Below are 16,764 nucleotides of genomic sequence, written 5' to 3'. Positions count from 1 at the left end.
TCCCCTTTCTTACGCCCGAGTCGAGTCGGGGTTGGTGGTCATTGCTGACTTAGCGCATACTAGCGCTTACGTCAAATCCGTTACCCTCCTTATCGTAAATTCCGATCGGTTATTCGTCGATGACCGATCGATCGTTAATGATGACGTTTCCGACGATGTTCCTTCAGGTCGATATCCTAGTGGAAATGGCGGATGGCATTTTCGTTCTTTGGCGTTCTCTGGCAAGGCTGCAATCAATAATCCGAGATAAATAATTGAAAACCCCATAGCTTACCCGTATCTTTTTATGGATTTTTATCGTTAATAGGTTGAAAATCAGGTTATAAGGAGAGTGGCTGATCTATGGAAAAAATCATCGCTTATGTATCCGGCATCTTTATTCCGGTGACCGACGTGGCACGTTCAGAGGAATGGTACGTCCGAATGTTCGATCTGGAGACGATTGAAAAAACGGATTATCGAGTCGCACTCGCGTTCCCTAATGGTCAAACATTAATTTTACTATGGAAAGTGGAAAAACCGCAGCCTGTCCAATTCGACACCGGCAAAGATATGATGCCTTACTTCAATTTCACTTCGTACGATATTGACCATTCGTATAGACAGCTTAAGGCGAAGGGAGCGGAATTAAGCGAAATCCACGAAGAGGATGGGTACAGATTTTTCCATGCCTTCGACCTGGATGGAAATCCCGTTGATATTGTGGAAGAGACGGGGCAAACGCCGTATTTTACTCACAAGAATAAATTTAGGAAGCAACGCTAGTGCCGCAGGAAGATCATTCGGACGCAGATTATGAGACGTTTGCGATGATGACGCTTCCGCTGCAAAGCGATCTGAGACGGTATTGTCTGGCTAAAGCCGGTTCGGCTTGGGATGCGGATGATTTGCTGCAGGAGTCGCTTCTTAAAGCTTATCGTTGGCATATTCGGTTCCCGAACAGGGAAATGACGAAGCCATTTTTGTTTCGAATTGCCGCCAACGCATGGATCGATATATGCCGCAGCCGCAAATGGCAGCCTCAGGTTGGACAGCTCGAAGAGCACCTAATCGGTTCCTATGATGAATGGAGTGGGTGGGATGTGCGTGAGGCGCTCGAACTGTTGTCCGATCGGCTTGAACCCAAGCAGGTCGTTCTTATTTTGCTGATCGACGTATTTCACTTTACCGCGAAGGAAACCGGACAGCTGTTCGGACAAACCGAGGGTTCGGTGAAGGCGGCTCTGAAGCGGGCAAGGACGCGGCTGAAGACAGCCGTTGAGCGCCATCCCGAATATTGGGATTCCGTGCTCACAGCTCCGCGCAACGGACTTAGCATCGAGGTGTTCGAAGCGCTGGTCGAAGGTTTTCGCCGTGCGGACCCTTATGCGATATTCCGTTCATACCGGAAAATGATAGACGATGGCGCTGTGGTGGACCGGATCGAATTGCGCGGCAATACGCTTTATTTTACGATCATCGACCCCGACGGCAACGTATTGACGATCACAGAGAAGTTGAAGTGGCAAGATGGACAGTATCATTCGAAATCCGAGGAGTGATTGCGTTGCTCGAAATGCTGCAGCAACAATACGATTGGGTCAGATCCGTTAGGCAAAACATGTTTACGTTCTTGGAGGAGCTGCCCCCTCAAATATTGCATCAAACGGTTCCCGATTATGGGCGTGGAACGATCATCCGCACCCATAGTCATGTCATTGACTGTTATCGATTCTGGTTGGGATCTTTCGCGTCTAAGAAGTTAACAGAACATCGGGATATTTCCGTACACGAGACTGGACGCGCTGCTGTGAAGTTCATCCGCGAACGATTTGCGGAAGTGGATGAACTTGTGGAGCGGTTTTTAAACGAATATTACGATCGTTGGTCTGAACCTATCGAGCAGGACGAGAGCTGGCAGGGTTACCCGAAGACACCTACTCCTTTGCTGCTGATCACTCATGTGGAGACCCATGAATTTCATCACAAAGGTCAAATCGTATCGATGGCCAGACAACTGGGCTGCCCGCCTCCAGCCGATGATCGTTTAGGCGGACTTTTTACCTGATTCGATATTAAGACGCTGCGACCGTTTCTCGGTATTCCACCGGGGAACGGTCGTTTCGTTTCTTCACGATCCAAATCATCAACATGCTGTGGCTGTTCGAACTCTTTTATATTCACCATTTCTTGTTGAAATTTGGTAAAATGACAGGAAGAGGTGAAATGCAATGAAAAGCAGAAAATTTATGCAGCCCCTTACTTCCCCGATTCACTTCCATACCGCTATGATTGAGCAAACGCCTGTTGCCGTTTTTTTGGGCCAGGAGATGATCGGCAGCGGGAAGATCGTTCAAATCACAGATTACATCGTGAAAATCGGTGACGAATTCTATGTGCGCGATGCCTGCACATTTAAATATGCAGTCTAAACCATGCGAAGAAACTTAAGGTCTATCAAAAAAAACGTTTCTCACGTAACGTTGTCTACGCATTGCCAATATACCGTGAGCGATCATTGATTTGCTTATTGAAAGGATGAAATATTATGGTCAAACTTAAAAGTCTATCTGTTTCCCTGGCCCTGAGCGCTGCACTGTCAGCTGCGGCCATATTGCCCGTCCCTACACCCGCCCATGCGGCGACTGCCAAAGAGTGGCTGCAAATTTCGGATACAATCACCTATTACGGTGAAGTCAGCGGAGGCAAACCAAACGGCCGGGGAACCATGAAATGGGGCAACAGCAAGGAATACTCCGGAGAGTTCGTTAATGGTGACCGGGAAGGCAAAGGTAAGTACCTCAACGAATACGCTGCCGACGGGGAAAGCCACAAAGTTGTATATAACGGGGAGTGGAAGCTGGGCAGAATGAACGGTACCGGTACCCTGACCCACAAGGTCATCCAGGAAGATGGCGCGGTCCGCTCGAATGAAATCCAAACGGGCACCTTCGGCAGCGGCGTGCAGACCAGCGGTTATGATGTCATTCATGCCCTGGCCGATCCGGATTTCAGCTTCGCATACAAGTCGCCGCAGGAACAGATCGAAATTATGGGCAGTGCCGACCATCTCAAAGAGTCTCTGAAGAGCGGTACGCTGTTCAGCGTGGAGTACCGCAGCGGCACAATCCACAAGAGCTACTCCATCTTTCCGGCGGATACCGCTGCCGAGCAGCGCAGAAACGAGGCAAGCCTCAAATATTTGCAAAGCATCCAGCCAAAGCTGAACCCTCATCTGGAACAATTCGAGCAGTTGGCAAGACAAGTTCCCCTTAAATAAGGATGGCCGAGTAAGCATCATACCGTCATGTATCTACCATTGCCAGCCAGAGATACGATAAGGAGGGACTCATGAAATATTTCAAAGATTGCCCGGAACCCGGCATGGGGACGTGGTATTTTGAGACCGACCGGCAAGGTGTCGCTTACCGCCAGCTCGTGATCGAGGACGACGGCAAGTGGATCGCATCGAACCGGAAAGACGAGCACTATCATTTTATGCTGTCCGAGAAGCCGATTGAAACATCCGAACCGGGATTGATTCCGATCACCCAAGAGGAGTTTGAGGAAGCTTGGTCAGCCTCCCTACATACTAGGAACGCGCAGTGGCAGAGCTTGAAGTCGCTGCACCCTCCCGGGCTAAAGATCGAAGGCTCCATCGAGGCTTTTTTCCCGCAGGGAACGCTCGTTACGCTTACGGACACCGGGGCGGTCGGATTAGCCGACACCCGGGAGTTGGAATTGTCGGGGCAGCCGGCGTGGATGTATCCGGGCCACGTCGTGCAAGCCGTCGTAAAGGGATATGACGAAGCGAATCAATGGATTGTGCTTGATCAGGCCGCCGTTCTGGAACGGAGAACCGATCCAAATCCAAAGGAATCGTCAAACTAAAAGGAGAGCCTGCGGCTCTCCTTTTGTCATCGCGTAACATGTACTTATAAATAAGACGAAGAAGTACTCCAGTTTCTCCTGCGAATACCCGTCTTCCCCGCGCCAGCAGGCGACAGCATTGAAATCGGTGCCCCTCCCCCGTTCTTTGCGGTGAAAATCTTTCGTTTCTGCGCAGATGAACTTTCCGGGTGGATCTTTTCGTTAGCCTTCTGTGACGGGACTCACGGATACCATGCCAGCATCCGCTCCAGCTTCTCTTTCAGCGGAGAAGGCTCTTTACCGGCTAAATGCGCCAGTTTGGTGCGGGTCCCGAAAATCCGGTACAGCACCGTTTCCCGCTGATAGCCCTCTTTGGATTCCAGCTCAATCAGCAGAGCGTCCGCCAGATCCGGTGTATCGATAACGAAGGCTTTCACCGGCTTGGCCAAATCGCTTCCTCCGAGCAGAATCGTTACCAGCAGCGGAATCCGATCAGGGGCCAGCCCGTGGGCTTCGATAAAAGCATCGGCATACCCGTCCTGAGCGGATTGGTGCTCCGTATCAACCATTTCCATGTACCGGTGCAGCAGCGGAAAATAATCCGTGCTCAGGAGACCTAATCCCAGAACGGCATAGGTTCCCGGCATGACCGATTTCTCCCCGGGGTCCACATCCTTATACCAAGCAAATTCCTCCATGGCCGCCTTGGCGTACTCGGCAATCAGCGGATGCAGCCCGGGATACCGGAGCGCGCCGGCAAAAAAACGGTGCATCTGCGATTTAGCCAGCTTATTTAGCGGCAGATAGCGCTTGTCCTTACCTGGGCTCCTCAGGTTTAGTTTGTACCCTTTGGGAAAACCCTCCGAGAGCAGCCCCGTTATATACTTCAGCGCTTCCCGGTAGGCGACTTCTTCCTCCGCATGCAGGCGGATCTCGAGTGTTTCCGTAACGTCGTTGGCGGCTCCCTTCATCGCCGTGCCTTCGAACCGGTGCCGGAAGCGCCCGCTGCCGTTCTTTATATAGCCAGCCGCCTTCTCTGAGCCCAGCCGGACAGCTAGTTCCAGATAGCGCTCCCGAAGCTCAGGCTTAAGGTGGCCGACCTTCAGCGCGGCATAGACGAAAAAGTCCAGATCTTCCGCATCCATAACCGCCGCATCCGCCGCATCCACCGAATCTTTCCGCGTCCAGTCTTGGCCGAAACTCCCGGTCCGCTCAAAATAACGGGCCAAAAAACGCTCCTCCGCCCATTCCCGGAAGGCTGAAGTATATTGAGAGACCCACCCAAGCAGCCGGTCCGGATTCGACCGGTGCTTCTCATCGAGCCGCCCAATCAGCGGCTCAATTTGTTCTCCGCGCTGTTCAAACAGATCGGAATTCAGCAGATGACGGGCAAAGAAAAATTCGTCCAATTCCTTGGGGCGCACCGGCAAATCCGGCAATATTTTGAACTGGATGAATCCTTCAAGCTCCCGTTTCTGCTTCGCCAGCTTATCCTCATCGATCATAACTTCCCTGAACGTTCTTAAACCCTCTTCCCGCTCCATTTCGAGCACGATCTCGAATCGGTAATCGAAAAACCGAGGACCGTAAGTCCCGGCGCTCATCGCTTCCGCAAGCCGTGTCCGCAGTGCGGGAAGCCACTCTCCGATGATAAGACCATCGGTGATATCACATATGTATATCCCGGCATTCATCCGGTAAGAGAAGTCGCCCCAATCAAAGGGCCGGTCCAAGTCGATGCTGATCACGCCGTATCCGTCGCCGGGATTGCTGCTGCTCCAAGTCACGCCAAGATAATCCTTGATGCCCGCCTGGAGCCTGCTGACTTCCTTGATCTCTTGGATGCGCTTGCTTTCTTTCTCGTAGATCCCGCTGATCAGGGACCAGACCTCATCCAAAAACAGCTGTACGCTCGCGTTCAATCGTTTCCCCTCCCGAATATCTTAAGCCATGCCATAAGAAAAACGTCTATCGACGTACTTTCAAAGAAGACAGACCGCGTCTAAAGGTAATTTTTCTTGCAATATTAGGAAGCAATCGCTCTGGAGTTTATACTTTCTAATATTATAAACAAGCCCCGCGCAGGCGGGGTCCTGCTTAACCGATGACTTTGACCACATTGCCTTCGCTGTCCTTGATCTGCGTCTTCACGATCTGGATGGCGGCTCCCTTCACGGCAGGCAGCGGAACGACGCTTTCTTTCGGGGCCAACGAACGGCTCAGCTCGGACGCGGCTTGATCGTTCAGGGCAATTCGTACCTCGTCTCCTTCGGCTTTCAAATCCGGCTTCTGTCCAGGCTCAAAGACGACGCGGGTGCCCGGCCCGACGAGCGTGAGCGAGCGGCCCTTCAATATCCGGCCAAGCAGCAGCTTGGCAATAATTCCGGCCTGCTTGGCTCCCATTTTCACGACGGAAGACGACTTGCTGAACCATCCGCTCTTTCCCGGTTCCCAGGCCAGCTGATCCACGAACAAAAATCCGGTGCTGGATCCTTCCGCTTCAGCGCCCTGCCGGATTTTCTCCGCCACGGGTGGAATACGCAGCAGGGAACTGCGGGTTAAATCCGTTATGTAATCGGGAATATGCTCCTCGGCAGCCGCGAGAACGCCGAGCGTATTCCAGGTTTGCATAGCTTCAAGCTCATCTCCCGTAATGCCGGTCATTTCCAGAAATTCGACCTGGCCATTCGGCGTCTGGATCGCGGGCAGCTCCGGATCTTCAACAAAAGCCAAGGCCGTCAGCTGCGTGTCGGCCCCGAGGCAAATCGGCCCGTTCGCATCCAGGTAATCGCCCGCGCGGAACACATTCCCGCTGCCGAAGACGTATCTGCCCATATTTTGCAGAAGGTTCAATGCCCACGCCGGCGGTTCCTTCTCGTCGGCATCCCGCTGCAGCCGAAATGTCAGTTCAAAGCCAAATCCGCTGACCTCGTTGTCCTCCGACTCTTTTGCATATAATTCCGAGAAACCGTACGTTACGAAATGCCAATGCGGGATCGGCGACTCCGCCTTGTAGGCACTGATCCCGTCGAGCGGATCCTGGCCGCCGAGCGCATACGAAATGAGCGTTCCGTAATGCTTCGGCTCCTGACCGCCATATAATCTCTCAAGTTCCTGGTCGATGGCATCCCAACCCGGTGCGCCGATTTCTTCGTTCATGATTTTGTCCCCTTCCCCTATGTGCTGAAGCATTTCCCTTGTTATTTATTCGAATACTGCGTCATTGAAACACTGGATTCCCTCACGATGAGCCGCGGCTCAAACTCCACCCGCTCATACTCCGGCGGATTGTGCGACCCGATCCGCTTCAGAAGCAGCTCTGCCGCCAGCCGGCCGACTTCGCTGCCCATGATGGACACCGAGCTGATTTGCGGGGTCGTGACGGTCGCCCACAAGTTGTTGTCGATGCCGACCACCGCCACATCCTCCGGTACCCGGATGCCAAGCTCCTTGAAGCGGTTGACGATCCCGATCGCCACCATATCGTTGACAGCGTAGATCGCGTCGGGCATATTCTTCAGGCTGTAAAAATAGTCGGCTGCCTGGCGCCCGGTCTCAAACGAAAAATCTTCCCCGAAATAAACCAGCGAAGCATCGACATGCCTCAGCGATTGTTCATACGCCAGGTACCGTTCCTCAATTTTGTCTTTGGGCGCGCCTGCGTAAGCGATCCTTGTCCGTCCGATCTGAAGCAGATGCTCCATGACCAGCCTTCCTTCCTGGCGGGCGAGCCCCACGATATCCGCCTTCAGCTCCGGGGTGAGCTTCTTGCCGTAATTGATGACGGATACCGGGATGCTGGCCTGGTTGATCAGGCTTTCCAGCTGCTTAGGATACGCCAGAGGCATCAGGACGAGGCCGTCCACATGAAGCTTCTTGATCTCCCGCAGCGTCTCCAGCTCCAGACGGGCGTTGCCGAGCGTATTAATCTGCACAACCCGGTATCCGTGCTGCTTGGCCGCCTGCTCAACCGACCAGGCGATATCCGGGATGATCGCGTTGCGGATATCCGGCACGGCAAGCGCGATCTGGTGGGTTTGGCGGATTTTCAGGCTTTGGGCCGACGTATTGGGGACAAAGCCCATTTCATCGATTACCTGCATGATTTTCGCCTTCGTTTTTTCGCTGATCCCCCCGCTGTTGTTGAGCGCCCTGGACACCGTGGCGATGCCGACGCCCGCCTGTTTGGCGACGTCCTCTATGGTCACCTTTTTCTTGTTGGACATGCGATCTAATCCCTCTCAATTCGGAATCGTTTCCTATCCGAAAGACAATTTTTTCATTTCTAGTTTATATTATAGCATACCCCGCCGTACCGATGCCTCCACCGTGCCTTATGTATTGCCAGTGCTTCATCATTCCAGCTATTCTCAAGACGCTTATATGCATGTAGCACATCCATATCGTGCTTGAAAAAGCTCCCGCTTCCCCTGAAAAATGATTTGACACACGGTAAAGGATGTGACATCATATGGATCGGAAACGTTTCCTATTTTTCAATATATCACTCATCATATTATTTACAGCCTGATAGGGAGATGACGGATTCATGCAAGCATTGAGATGGCATGGCGTGAAAGATTTGCGTGTGGAAACGATTGAGGAGCCTTCGGCCCTCAAAGGTAAGGTAAAAATCAAAGTGGAATGGTGCGGGATCTGCGGAAGCGACCTGCATGAATACGCCGCAGGGCCGATTTTCATACCGGAGGGAACGCCTCATCCGTTAACCGGAGAGAAGGCTCCGGTCGTGATGGGGCATGAATTTTCCGGCCAGGTCGAGGAAGTCGGCGAAGGCGTGACCCGCTTCAAAGCCGGCGACCGGGTCGTCGTGGAGCCCGTATTCGCCTGCGGCCATTGTAACGCCTGCAAGCAGGGAAAATACAACCTTTGCGAAAAGATGGGCTTTCTGGGACTCGCTGGCGGCGGAGGCGGCTTCTCTGAGTACGTGGCGGCCGATGAGCATATGGTTCACCATATTCCGGATAGCGTCTCCTTTGAGCAGGGAGCCCTGGTCGAGCCCTCGGCCGTAGCGCTGTACGCAGTCCGTTCCAGCCTTTTCAAGGTGGGAGACCGCGCTGTCGTATTTGGGGCAGGCCCGATCGGCCTGCTTGTCATCGAAGCGCTGAAAGCGTCGGGAGCTGCGGAAATTTACGCCGTGGAATTATCCCCCGAGCGCCGGAGCAAGGCGCAGGAATTGGGAGCCATCGCGCTCAACCCTGCCGACGTGGACGTCGTCCAAGAAATCCATCGCCTGACCGAAGGCGGCGCGGATGTTGCCTATGAAGTTACAGGCGTTCCGGTTGTCTTAACCCAAGCGATTCAATCGACGAAAATCAGCGGTCAAATCATGATCGTCAGCATTTTCGAACGGGAAGCCCCGATCCATCCGAATCAGATCGTCATGCAGGAGCGGAATATCGCCGGCATCATCGGCTACCGCGACGTCTTCCCTGCCGTGATCAGCCTGATGCAGCAGGGCTATTTCTCGGCCGACAAGCTCGTTACCAAGCGCATTGCCTTAAGCGGTATCGTCGAGCAGGGTTTCGAGGCTCTGCTTCATGAGAAAAGCCAAGTCAAAATTTTGGTGTCGCCGCATCCGTCCAAATAACCGACTTCGAATATCATCGCACATTAGGTGCTTCTCATAGCCAATCAAAAAAAGATCCCTTCGCCGAACATGAGGCAGGGGGATCTTTGCTATGTTTTATTTTTCGGCCTGGCCAACGTCTCATTGCCGGAGAGCCGCCTCCGTTTCGTGGCTCTTGAGCCGCCGCTGATGCAGCATCATCAAGAGAACGGCGCCGGCAAACGCTGCCGATACGAGCCAGACGGGAATCCGCGGATCCAGCTTGTACGCCCAACCGCCGATAATGCCTGCCGGAGATGTGAGCAGCAGGATAAGCACGGACAGCATAGAGAACACTTTGGCCCTTTTGTCGTCGTCGATCGCATTCTGCACGGCAGCCTCCAGATAGGGTGAGCTGATCATCAGCCCTACGGCTGCCAAAATCGTGCTGAGTCCGATCCATACCAGGTTGGACGTCGGCCACAGCACCAGCATGACGTTCGAGACGACCGATAGGATGAAACCGGCCATCATCGAGCGGTTCGCCGCTTGCTCCGGAATTTTCGGCATCAGGAGCCACAGAGTCAGCAGCATGATGACGGAGGACACGGCCGGGAACAGAGAGATCAGCCCGCTGCCCACATGCAAATAATCCGCCATGTACAGCGACAGATACGTCGTTTTCAACGTGGCCTGAAAGTTGAACAGGATGTAGACGCTAAAGATCAGCATCAGCGACTTGCTCGTTAAAATGTCGCGGATCGCCCCGCCGTAATCGATCAGGCTTTCCTTCAGCCCGAGATCGCGGGTCTCCCGCATTTTTCTCAGGCCAATTTCGGTTTCGCGGGTCGATAGATGCCGGCCCACGAACTGAAACGTCATCATCAGGAACGCGAGCACGTACATGATACGCGTGCCGGACACAAGGCCGTAGTGGTTCACCAGCAGTCCGCCAAGCGGAGCAAACAGGCCCCCGATCACGCTAATAATCTGCAGCAGCGTGAAGACATAAGTCCGGTCTTTGGGCTTCGTATCCTCGACGATCAGACAATAAAACGCGGTATGGGGTACGCGCTGAAAACCGTTCACGAGCGCCGCCGTGAGGAAGAACCATACATTTTGGGATACCGCCCACAGGAGCGTCGCCAGACTCCAGCTGAGCAGGTCAAAATACAGAATGGCTGATTTTCGGCCCATCCGGTCGGTCAAATAACCGCTGATAAACGAAGAGAATACTTGAACGACCAGTCCGATGGTGGTGATCCACCCGATATTGGTTTCGGCGATGCCAAGCTCGTACATATACAGCGTCGCGTAGGTGCTTACCATACTGTACGGAATGAGAAAAAAAGGCTCAAAGGCCAGACAGCCCCTGCTGTTTCCTTTTAAGCGCTGGAATAAGGGTCGTGACATACCGTTCCTCCGGATCCTGAAAGAAATGAAAGTACGTTTGGCTGATGCAATTAGGGCAGCTTACGCCGCGTTTTCTTCGCTTGAAGGGGCTGCCAGGCGATCAAAACGCCCGCCTCTCCGAAGGAAGGTTTATTCACCTGCTCAAGCCTCTCAGGGGCGACTTCTCACAACCGCCATTCTTCGCCCACCCGGTAAAGTATACCATGACCATGGCTGCTCTGTATCCAGTTTTCCAGATTCGCAATTCCACTCTTGAGATGCTCGTCTGATGTAACTTAACGGATGAGCACTGGCTCAGGCAGACCGGTCGAGCCCAACGGACTCAAACCGTGGACTTGCTGAAGCGGTTGGCCGAAAGTGTAAGACCAGCTTTATTGTACGGAAACTAAGCATGCTTTTGAATACCCGAAAGGCTGCTTTATGCGCTGCAAAGACTGGCGTCTGGGCTGGAATCGGAGAACTGGAAGGAAGGCAGGCAAGCAAGGCAGCCGTTCCCCACTCAGAGGGAACGGCTGCCGCCTGCTGCTAACGTTCGCTGCTTTACCTTTTCGCCAGCTCGGATTGGATGACAGGCAGCAGTTGGGCCAATTCTTCCTGAAGCTGCTGAGAAATACGCGTCATCGGCAGTCGAAGGTGATCTGAAACAATCAGTCCCTGATTGGCCAGCACCCATTTTAGCGGAGCAGGATTCGGCTCCTGAAACAGCTTGCGGATGAGGGGGACTACACGGTCAAAGGATCGTTTGCCTTCAATGACTCTCCCCTTCCGCACCAGATCGTAGACTTCAATGAAGATCTCCGTGTACAAGTTGGCCGAAGCCAGAATCCCCCCGCTCGCCCCTTGGCTAAGTTTGGCATGATAATACAGATCGTCACCACACAACACTGCCCCTGCATCTTGACGTGTCAGCTCGGTAACCAGTTCCAGGCCATCGGAGCTGTCTTTCATGCCGATCACTCCGTCCATATCCATAATGGTTTTGGCCGTCTGCACCGTTAGGCGAACCCCGGTACGGGCGGGGATCTCATAAGCAATGACCGGTATCCCGACTTCGGTTACCCGGCGAAAATGCTCTATGATTCCTTCCTGCGACGGCTTGCTGTAATAGGGAACCACGATGAGGACGGCATCGGCCCCCAAGGCAGCAGCCTCCTCGGTCCGCTGCACGGTCGTCAACGTATCGTTGGTTCCCGTTCCGATAATCACCGGGATGCTTCGCTGCTTTTCTTGCAATAGCTGCTGCGTGGACTGAGTGAGCCTTACAACTTCCTCCCAGCGCAGTGTCGGCGCTTCTCCTGTCGTTCCGTTAATGATCAGGCCGTTAATATCATGCTCAGCCAGCTTTCCCGCGTATTGGTTGTAAGATGCCAAATCAAGCTCTCCACCAGGCAAAAATGGCGTAACCACAGGAACCAATACGCCATGCAGCTCATCTCTTCCGATCATTTCGATGACCTCCTCGATAGGTTGTGCCTTTAATTTAGCATAGGAATTATTATCAGTGTTATCTATAATAGTTGATGAGCATCATCGATAATATTGATACTATGGAGATGAAGCAGTATGGACTTAACGTACTTTCATACCTTTCGCGAGGTTGCGCACCGCAAAAGCTTTACCCGCGCCGCCGAGGAGCTGGGATATGCGCAGTCCAGTATAACGGCGCAAATTCAGAAGCTTGAGAAAGCATACGATACGCAGCTGTTCGAGCGCTACGGCAAGGGGGTCCGGCTGACCTCCTCCGGGGAAGAGCTGCTAAAGCTCACGGTACAAATGCTTGATTTATTCGATGAATCCAAGGAGAAGCTCCGGACCGAGGGAGGCGGCACGATCTCCGTCGGCACGATGGATTCCCTCGCCGCTTACTTTCTTCCACCCCTGATTCAGCAGCTGCGCAAGCAGTACGAAGGATTGTCCTTCCGATTATGGACGGATCGTGAGGACCTTCTCGTCCAACGGGTCAAAGAGGGGGATTTGGACATCGGCTTGATTCTCGATAATGAGCCGGAGGATCCGGCGCTTCACTGGCAGACGATCCGGGATGAACCGCTTGTTCTCATCGCAGGGCCGGAGCATCCGCTGGCGGAACTTGGGATGATCCGTCTTCAGGATTTGTACGATGCCGAGTGGATCCTGCCGGAGGAAACCTGCAATTACCGGGTCATGCTGGAGAAGCTTCTGAAGCAGCACGGAATCCCCTGCCGGCTCGGCTTGGAGTTGGGAAACCCCGAAGCTATCAAACGCTGCGTCATGGCGGGCTCAGGGATCTCCCTCTTGCCCCGGATGGCGGTAAACGATGAGATCGGGAGAGGGCTGCTCGCACCCCTTCCGTTTAGCCATCCCGATCTGAGGCTGAGCCTGCATCTGATGACCCATCCGAAGAAGTGGATTTCCCGGGCACTCGGCGATTTTATCGATTTGATTAAGAATTCGCCGTGAGCCTGTTCTTCAGCTCGGCTGTTCGTGATTCCCCAGAATGAGCTGTAAACCGTCCGCAAACAAGTCGTCCGCCGTGTTTCCGGCATCAAATACTCCCCAATCGCCGCGAGCATGGCGGGGGCCGGCTCTTCGATTCATTGGCTACACAGCAAAAAACGCACTCAGGCAGCGTTCAAGCGCTCCCTCCGTGCGTTTTTCACGATATCCATTAAAATTATGCCCGAATTGTCTTTAGAGCCGTAGACCAGGCAATCACTTGATCAAGCATGCCGTTGACATTTGTGTGATGCAGTTCCGCCGGTTGGAAGTTTTTAAAGCTTTCGAAATCGGTGAAGAGCGACAGCGTAGGATGAATGCGGACGTCCGCCACGTTCAGCTCCCCGAGAATGCCCCGCAGATGCTCGGCCGCCCGGGCGCCTCCGGTAGATCCGTAGCTCACGATTCCTGCCGCTTTATTCCCCCACTCATCCCGCAGCAGGTCGATGGCATTTTTCAATACGCCGGAAATGCTGTGATTATATTCCGCGGTGACGAACACGAATCCGTCCATGCGGCCGATGGCGGCGGCCCAGTTTTGAATGGCGTCTTCTCCGCCGGGATGTCCGAAGAATGGCAGCGGGTAATCCGCCAAATCGATCAAGTGGTAGTGCGCATCTCCACGCCGGTCGGCCAGTTCCTTGAGCCATGTTCCCACTTGCGGGCTAACCCGTCCTTCCCTTGTGCTTCCAAGGATGATTCCAATATTCAAGAGTGGTTGTTCCATCGTTTGATCTCTCCCCATGTTCATCAATTTCCGCAGGTCAAAAACCTGCTGTCAAACCCTGCATCGGTACTCTCATCTTATAGCGGCTTGAAAATGAAAGATAATACCAATTCCGGCATGGCTATATATATTTCGGTATATGGGTAGTTGATGCCAAAAAAACGGTAAACGCCTAAGCAGAGCAACGGCGGCTCTGCTTAGGCGTTTACCGGCAGTGAAATCAGATTTATTTGCGGATCTCATAAAATTGGCATTCCTTGCGCGAGTGGTACGTCACATCGCTCACACCGGACTGGGTGATCACTGTGGAGTCAGTGAACCGGATAATCCGCGTATCCGAATCGATCAAATGGTCATCTTTAAACACGCGTATGGGAAGCTTCCTGCGCTCGGCCTCCTGCAGATCCGCTTCGGTCAGAAGCTCTCGAATCGTTGCCATGAGTTACGGGTTCTCCTTTGGATATGAATTAGATACGATCACGGGTGCTCGCTCTCCCCCTATTGTAGCCGTTCATGGCATAAATGGAAATGACTGAAGCTGCAGGGACCGATCGAAGCAAAACCTACAGGCTTAGGCATGAATCCGGACCCGTCATCTCCGCTTACGCACAGGTTTTTCCAGGAACTGCCACGGGATCAGCCGGAGCCGGTGACTTTCTCCAATAGGGAATCAGCGACAGGAGGCCAAGCACGGCCAGCATCGCGCCAACCCACAACGGTGATTCCAAACCGTAGCCATGATCGATCGTCAGCCCTCCAATAGTGGAACCGACGACAATGCCGAAATTGACGATCGAGACGTGGAACGTACTTACAAGCGAGCCGCTGTTTGATGCCCTGGACACACGGGTTACCATGGCAGGATTAAGGGAGACCCCGACCAGGCCGATCACGATGATGGCGATGACCGCGACGATCTGATGGGAGGCAAAAATGCCGAACATGAGCAGCGCGCCAGCAAGCACGGCCAAGCCGATGGTCAGAATCGGCATCATGTACCGGTCGGCCAGCCTTCCGGTGATGGTATTGCCGATGACCGTCGCTACTCCATAAACCCCGAGCAGAAGAGGTACCATGGATAGGCTGAAGCCCGCTACATCGGTTAATATCGGTGAAAAGTAACTGAATGCCGCAAACGTCGCCCCAATAATCAGCATGCTGGTAGCGAAGGCCGCCCACAAATGCCGATTGTTGAATGCCGCGAGTTCGCCGCGGAGGCTGATCGATTCAGACTCTTCCTTGGGTGATTTCGGGATCAGCAGGAGACCCATCGTTCCCGAGACCAGCACGAGGACAACGACGGCCCAGAAGCTTGCCCGCCAGCCGAAATACTGGTCGAACAGCATGGCAGCGGGCAGTCCGACTGCGGTCGCGACCATCAATCCGCCAAGGACAATCGAGGCCGCACGGCCGCTTGCTTCCGGACGGACCAAAGTAAGTGCAATCGCGATGGAGACGCCGAAGCAGGCCGACGAGGCAACCCCGGTAATGATTCGGGCCGCCATCATGAGCTCATAGTTCGGTGCCATCGCCCCCAACGTCTGCCCGATCAGAAACACGGCGGACAGCATCAGAAAAGCCTTTTTCCGTGGAACTTTCAGCAGCCCGACCGTCAGCAGAGGTCCACCAATAATCATCCCCGCAGCATAAGCGGATATCAGATATCCAATGGCAGCGACAGATACGCCAAACTCCTCTGATAACGAAGGCATAATCCCCGCCACCATAAATTCGGAAGTCGTCATAGAGAAAATCATCAGTCCCAATATATAAATCGCTAGCGGCATTGCAAACAGCTCCTTTATTTTATATTTTTGTAACATTCAGTACAAAATTAGTCGCAGGTATCTTCTTAAGATATCTTCTCTTCAAGGTATCTCCGGTTTGCTCCCACTCCTGCTAACTTCTCATCTTCATTTTTCTATCGGTTATAAATTTACAGCAGATTTTAGATTTTATGTCTTTACTTTTGTGACAATCAGTACAAAATTATTCAAAATAACAGCGGCGTTCATCACGTAGACATCGTCCATCGTAAATCGCCGCAGCTCAGAAACGAGCACCGTTAACCTCACACTCCCGCTAAAACATCGCAGCCAGCGTGCTGTCAATAATCCGCCGGGCCAGTGTACGGTTCATAGTCCCCGGATAAATGACGCGCAGGCCATAATAACAGCTGAGGAACAAGGCCGCGAGCTCTGAGGTTTCCCGATCCCGGGAAATTACGCCGGAGGCCTGACCCTCACGAATTGTGTCCTCGATTGCCTGCTCCAGGAGCGCCACATGCTGTTTGAAGATCCGCTCCACAGCCGGGTCAGACTTCCCCCGTTCTGCGGAGGCGTTAATGAGCAAGCATCCCCGATCCTTGGCTGCCGAGTCTTCACGGATTTCCCATTCGAGCAGCGCCTCCAGCCGTTCCTTCACCGGGGCGTCGTTGTTCAGGATGTCCAATTGAGCTTCAATCCCCAGTTGATGGTACCGGATCAGTGCCTGCTCGTACAGCTCATGCTTGCTCCCAAAGGCATTGTACAGGCTGCCTCTGCCGAGTCCGGTTTCCTTGCATAAATCGTCTGTCGAGCAGGCCTCGTATCCCTGTGACCAAAATACCTCCACAGCGGCATCGATGACGGCCGTGTCTTTGAACTCACGGGGTCTTCCGCTTTTGCTCATGATTAGGCATCCCTTTCCATAGGTATAATTGATTGATTCTTAGAATACTTAATTTTGTACTGTT

At 53.2% G+C, this 16,764-nt stretch carries 17 protein-coding genes; 8 read left to right on the top strand and 9 right to left on the bottom strand.

The genetic code is table 11. The features are described from left to right. Positions 1-342: 342 nt before the first annotated feature. The 6 genes from CJP46_RS03770 (at position 343) to CJP46_RS03745 (ending at position 3,870) form a co-directional block, all read left to right on the top strand. Positions 343-765, top strand: a complete 423-nt coding sequence (locus tag CJP46_RS03770; RefSeq protein WP_094594249.1) for a VOC family protein — start codon at positions 343-345, stop codon at positions 763-765. Further along, the gene (locus CJP46_RS03765) at positions 765-1,541 is read left to right on the top strand and encodes an RNA polymerase sigma factor (protein WP_094594248.1); all 777 of its coding nucleotides are present in this window, start codon (positions 765-767) and stop codon (positions 1,539-1,541) included. Before CJP46_RS03770 ends, CJP46_RS03765 begins: the two co-directional genes overlap by 1 nt. A 5-nt stretch (positions 1,542-1,546) precedes the next feature. Next, positions 1,547-2,047: a DinB family protein gene (locus tag CJP46_RS03760; protein ID WP_094594247.1), complete on the top strand. Its 501-nt coding sequence runs from the start codon at positions 1,547-1,549 to the stop codon at positions 2,045-2,047. Positions 2,048-2,210: 163 nt separating this feature from the next. Beyond that, positions 2,211-2,411: a hypothetical protein gene (locus CJP46_RS03755; RefSeq protein WP_256992170.1), complete on the top strand. Its 201-nt coding sequence runs from the start codon at positions 2,211-2,213 to the stop codon at positions 2,409-2,411. Between the two features lie 116 nt (positions 2,412-2,527). Then, positions 2,528-3,259, top strand: a complete 732-nt coding sequence (locus tag CJP46_RS03750) for an MORN repeat-containing protein (RefSeq protein WP_094594246.1) — start codon at positions 2,528-2,530, stop codon at positions 3,257-3,259. Positions 3,260-3,330: 71 nt separating this feature from the next. Continuing rightward, positions 3,331-3,870, top strand: coding sequence for a hypothetical protein (locus CJP46_RS03745; protein ID WP_094594245.1), 540 nt, complete (start codon positions 3,331-3,333; stop codon positions 3,868-3,870). Between the two features lie 221 nt (positions 3,871-4,091). On the opposite strand, the gene CJP46_RS03740 is transcribed toward CJP46_RS03745, so the two are convergent. The 3 genes from CJP46_RS03740 to CJP46_RS03730 all read right to left on the bottom strand — a co-directional run bounded on the left by CJP46_RS03740 (position 4,092) and on the right by CJP46_RS03730 (position 8,075). Further along, on the bottom strand, positions 4,092-5,771 hold the full coding sequence (locus tag CJP46_RS03740) for a DUF6138 family protein (protein ID WP_094594244.1): 1,680 nt from the start codon (positions 5,769-5,771) through the stop codon (positions 4,092-4,094). 175 nt (positions 5,772-5,946) lie between these two features. Next, complete coding sequence (locus tag CJP46_RS03735) at positions 5,947-7,008, bottom strand: suppressor of fused domain protein (protein WP_094594243.1); 1,062 nt, start codon at positions 7,006-7,008, stop codon at positions 5,947-5,949. Between the two features lie 41 nt (positions 7,009-7,049). Next, complete coding sequence (locus CJP46_RS03730) at positions 7,050-8,075, bottom strand: LacI family DNA-binding transcriptional regulator (RefSeq protein WP_094594242.1); 1,026 nt, start codon at positions 8,073-8,075, stop codon at positions 7,050-7,052. 323 nt (positions 8,076-8,398) lie between these two features. Between CJP46_RS03730 and CJP46_RS03725 the strand changes: the two genes are divergently transcribed. Continuing rightward, a complete protein-coding gene (locus CJP46_RS03725) occupies positions 8,399-9,457 on the top strand; it encodes a 2,3-butanediol dehydrogenase (protein WP_094594241.1) in 1,059 nt (352 codons plus the stop codon). Between the two features lie 120 nt (positions 9,458-9,577). Here CJP46_RS03725 and CJP46_RS03720 read toward each other — a convergent pair whose 3' ends face one another. Continuing rightward, on the bottom strand, positions 9,578-10,828 hold the full coding sequence (locus CJP46_RS03720) for an MFS transporter (protein WP_094594240.1): 1,251 nt from the start codon (positions 10,826-10,828) through the stop codon (positions 9,578-9,580). A gap of 540 nt (positions 10,829-11,368) precedes the next feature. Continuing rightward, a complete protein-coding gene (gene dapA / locus CJP46_RS03710) occupies positions 11,369-12,274 on the bottom strand; it encodes a 4-hydroxy-tetrahydrodipicolinate synthase (RefSeq protein ID WP_094594238.1) in 906 nt (301 codons plus the stop codon). Positions 12,275-12,391: 117 nt separating this feature from the next. Here dapA and CJP46_RS03705 point away from each other — a divergent pair, with 117 nt between their 5' ends. After that, a complete protein-coding gene (locus CJP46_RS03705) occupies positions 12,392-13,267 on the top strand; it encodes a LysR family transcriptional regulator (RefSeq protein ID WP_094594237.1) in 876 nt (291 codons plus the stop codon). Between the two features lie 214 nt (positions 13,268-13,481). Here the strand turns inward: CJP46_RS03705 and CJP46_RS03700 are convergent, their stop codons facing one another. The 4 genes from CJP46_RS03700 to CJP46_RS03685 all read right to left on the bottom strand — a co-directional run bounded on the left by CJP46_RS03700 (position 13,482) and on the right by CJP46_RS03685 (position 16,700). Then, on the bottom strand, positions 13,482-14,030 hold the full coding sequence (locus CJP46_RS03700) for an NADPH-dependent FMN reductase (RefSeq protein ID WP_179281019.1): 549 nt from the start codon (positions 14,028-14,030) through the stop codon (positions 13,482-13,484). A gap of 226 nt (positions 14,031-14,256) precedes the next feature. Further along, complete coding sequence (locus tag CJP46_RS03695) at positions 14,257-14,469, bottom strand: hypothetical protein (RefSeq protein WP_076167490.1); 213 nt, start codon at positions 14,467-14,469, stop codon at positions 14,257-14,259. A 163-nt stretch (positions 14,470-14,632) separates the two neighbouring features. Then, positions 14,633-15,817: an MFS transporter gene (locus CJP46_RS03690; RefSeq protein ID WP_094594235.1), complete on the bottom strand. Its 1,185-nt coding sequence runs from the start codon at positions 15,815-15,817 to the stop codon at positions 14,633-14,635. Between the two features lie 295 nt (positions 15,818-16,112). Beyond that, complete coding sequence (locus CJP46_RS03685) at positions 16,113-16,700, bottom strand: TetR/AcrR family transcriptional regulator (RefSeq protein ID WP_094594234.1); 588 nt, start codon at positions 16,698-16,700, stop codon at positions 16,113-16,115. Positions 16,701-16,764 lie beyond the last annotated feature (64 nt).

The organism is Paenibacillus sp. XY044 (genome assembly GCF_002257645.1).
Classification (GTDB): domain Bacteria; phylum Bacillota; class Bacilli; order Paenibacillales; family Paenibacillaceae; genus Paenibacillus_AQ.
This window is presented reverse-complemented; position numbering and strand designations above follow the sequence as displayed.

Coding starts and splice junctions, on each gene's coding strand:
- CJP46_RS03770 (WP_094594249.1), top strand. CDS start 343: ATGGAAAAAATCATCGCTTATGTATCCGGCATCTTTATTCCGGTGACC.
- CJP46_RS03755 (WP_256992170.1), top strand. CDS start 2,211: ATGAAAAGCAGAAAATTTATGCAGCCCCTTACTTCCCCGATTCACTTC.
- CJP46_RS03720 (WP_094594240.1), bottom strand. CDS start 10,828: ATGTCACGACCCTTATTCCAGCGCTTAAAAGGAAACAGCAGGGGCTGT.
- CJP46_RS03725 (WP_094594241.1), top strand. CDS start 8,399: ATGCAAGCATTGAGATGGCATGGCGTGAAAGATTTGCGTGTGGAAACG.
- CJP46_RS03690 (WP_094594235.1), bottom strand. CDS start 15,817: ATGCCGCTAGCGATTTATATATTGGGACTGATGATTTTCTCTATGACG.
- CJP46_RS03745 (WP_094594245.1), top strand. CDS start 3,331: ATGAAATATTTCAAAGATTGCCCGGAACCCGGCATGGGGACGTGGTAT.
- CJP46_RS03695 (WP_076167490.1), bottom strand. CDS start 14,469: ATGGCAACGATTCGAGAGCTTCTGACCGAAGCGGATCTGCAGGAGGCC.
- CJP46_RS03750 (WP_094594246.1), top strand. CDS start 2,528: ATGGTCAAACTTAAAAGTCTATCTGTTTCCCTGGCCCTGAGCGCTGCA.
- dapA (WP_094594238.1), bottom strand. CDS start 12,274: ATGATCGGAAGAGATGAGCTGCATGGCGTATTGGTTCCTGTGGTTACG.
- CJP46_RS03735 (WP_094594243.1), bottom strand. CDS start 7,008: ATGAACGAAGAAATCGGCGCACCGGGTTGGGATGCCATCGACCAGGAA.
- CJP46_RS03730 (WP_094594242.1), bottom strand. CDS start 8,075: ATGTCCAACAAGAAAAAGGTGACCATAGAGGACGTCGCCAAACAGGCG.
- CJP46_RS03705 (WP_094594237.1), top strand. CDS start 12,392: ATGGACTTAACGTACTTTCATACCTTTCGCGAGGTTGCGCACCGCAAA.
- CJP46_RS03700 (WP_179281019.1), bottom strand. CDS start 14,030: ATGGAACAACCACTCTTGAATATTGGAATCATCCTTGGAAGCACAAGG.
- CJP46_RS03685 (WP_094594234.1), bottom strand. CDS start 16,700: ATGAGCAAAAGCGGAAGACCCCGTGAGTTCAAAGACACGGCCGTCATC.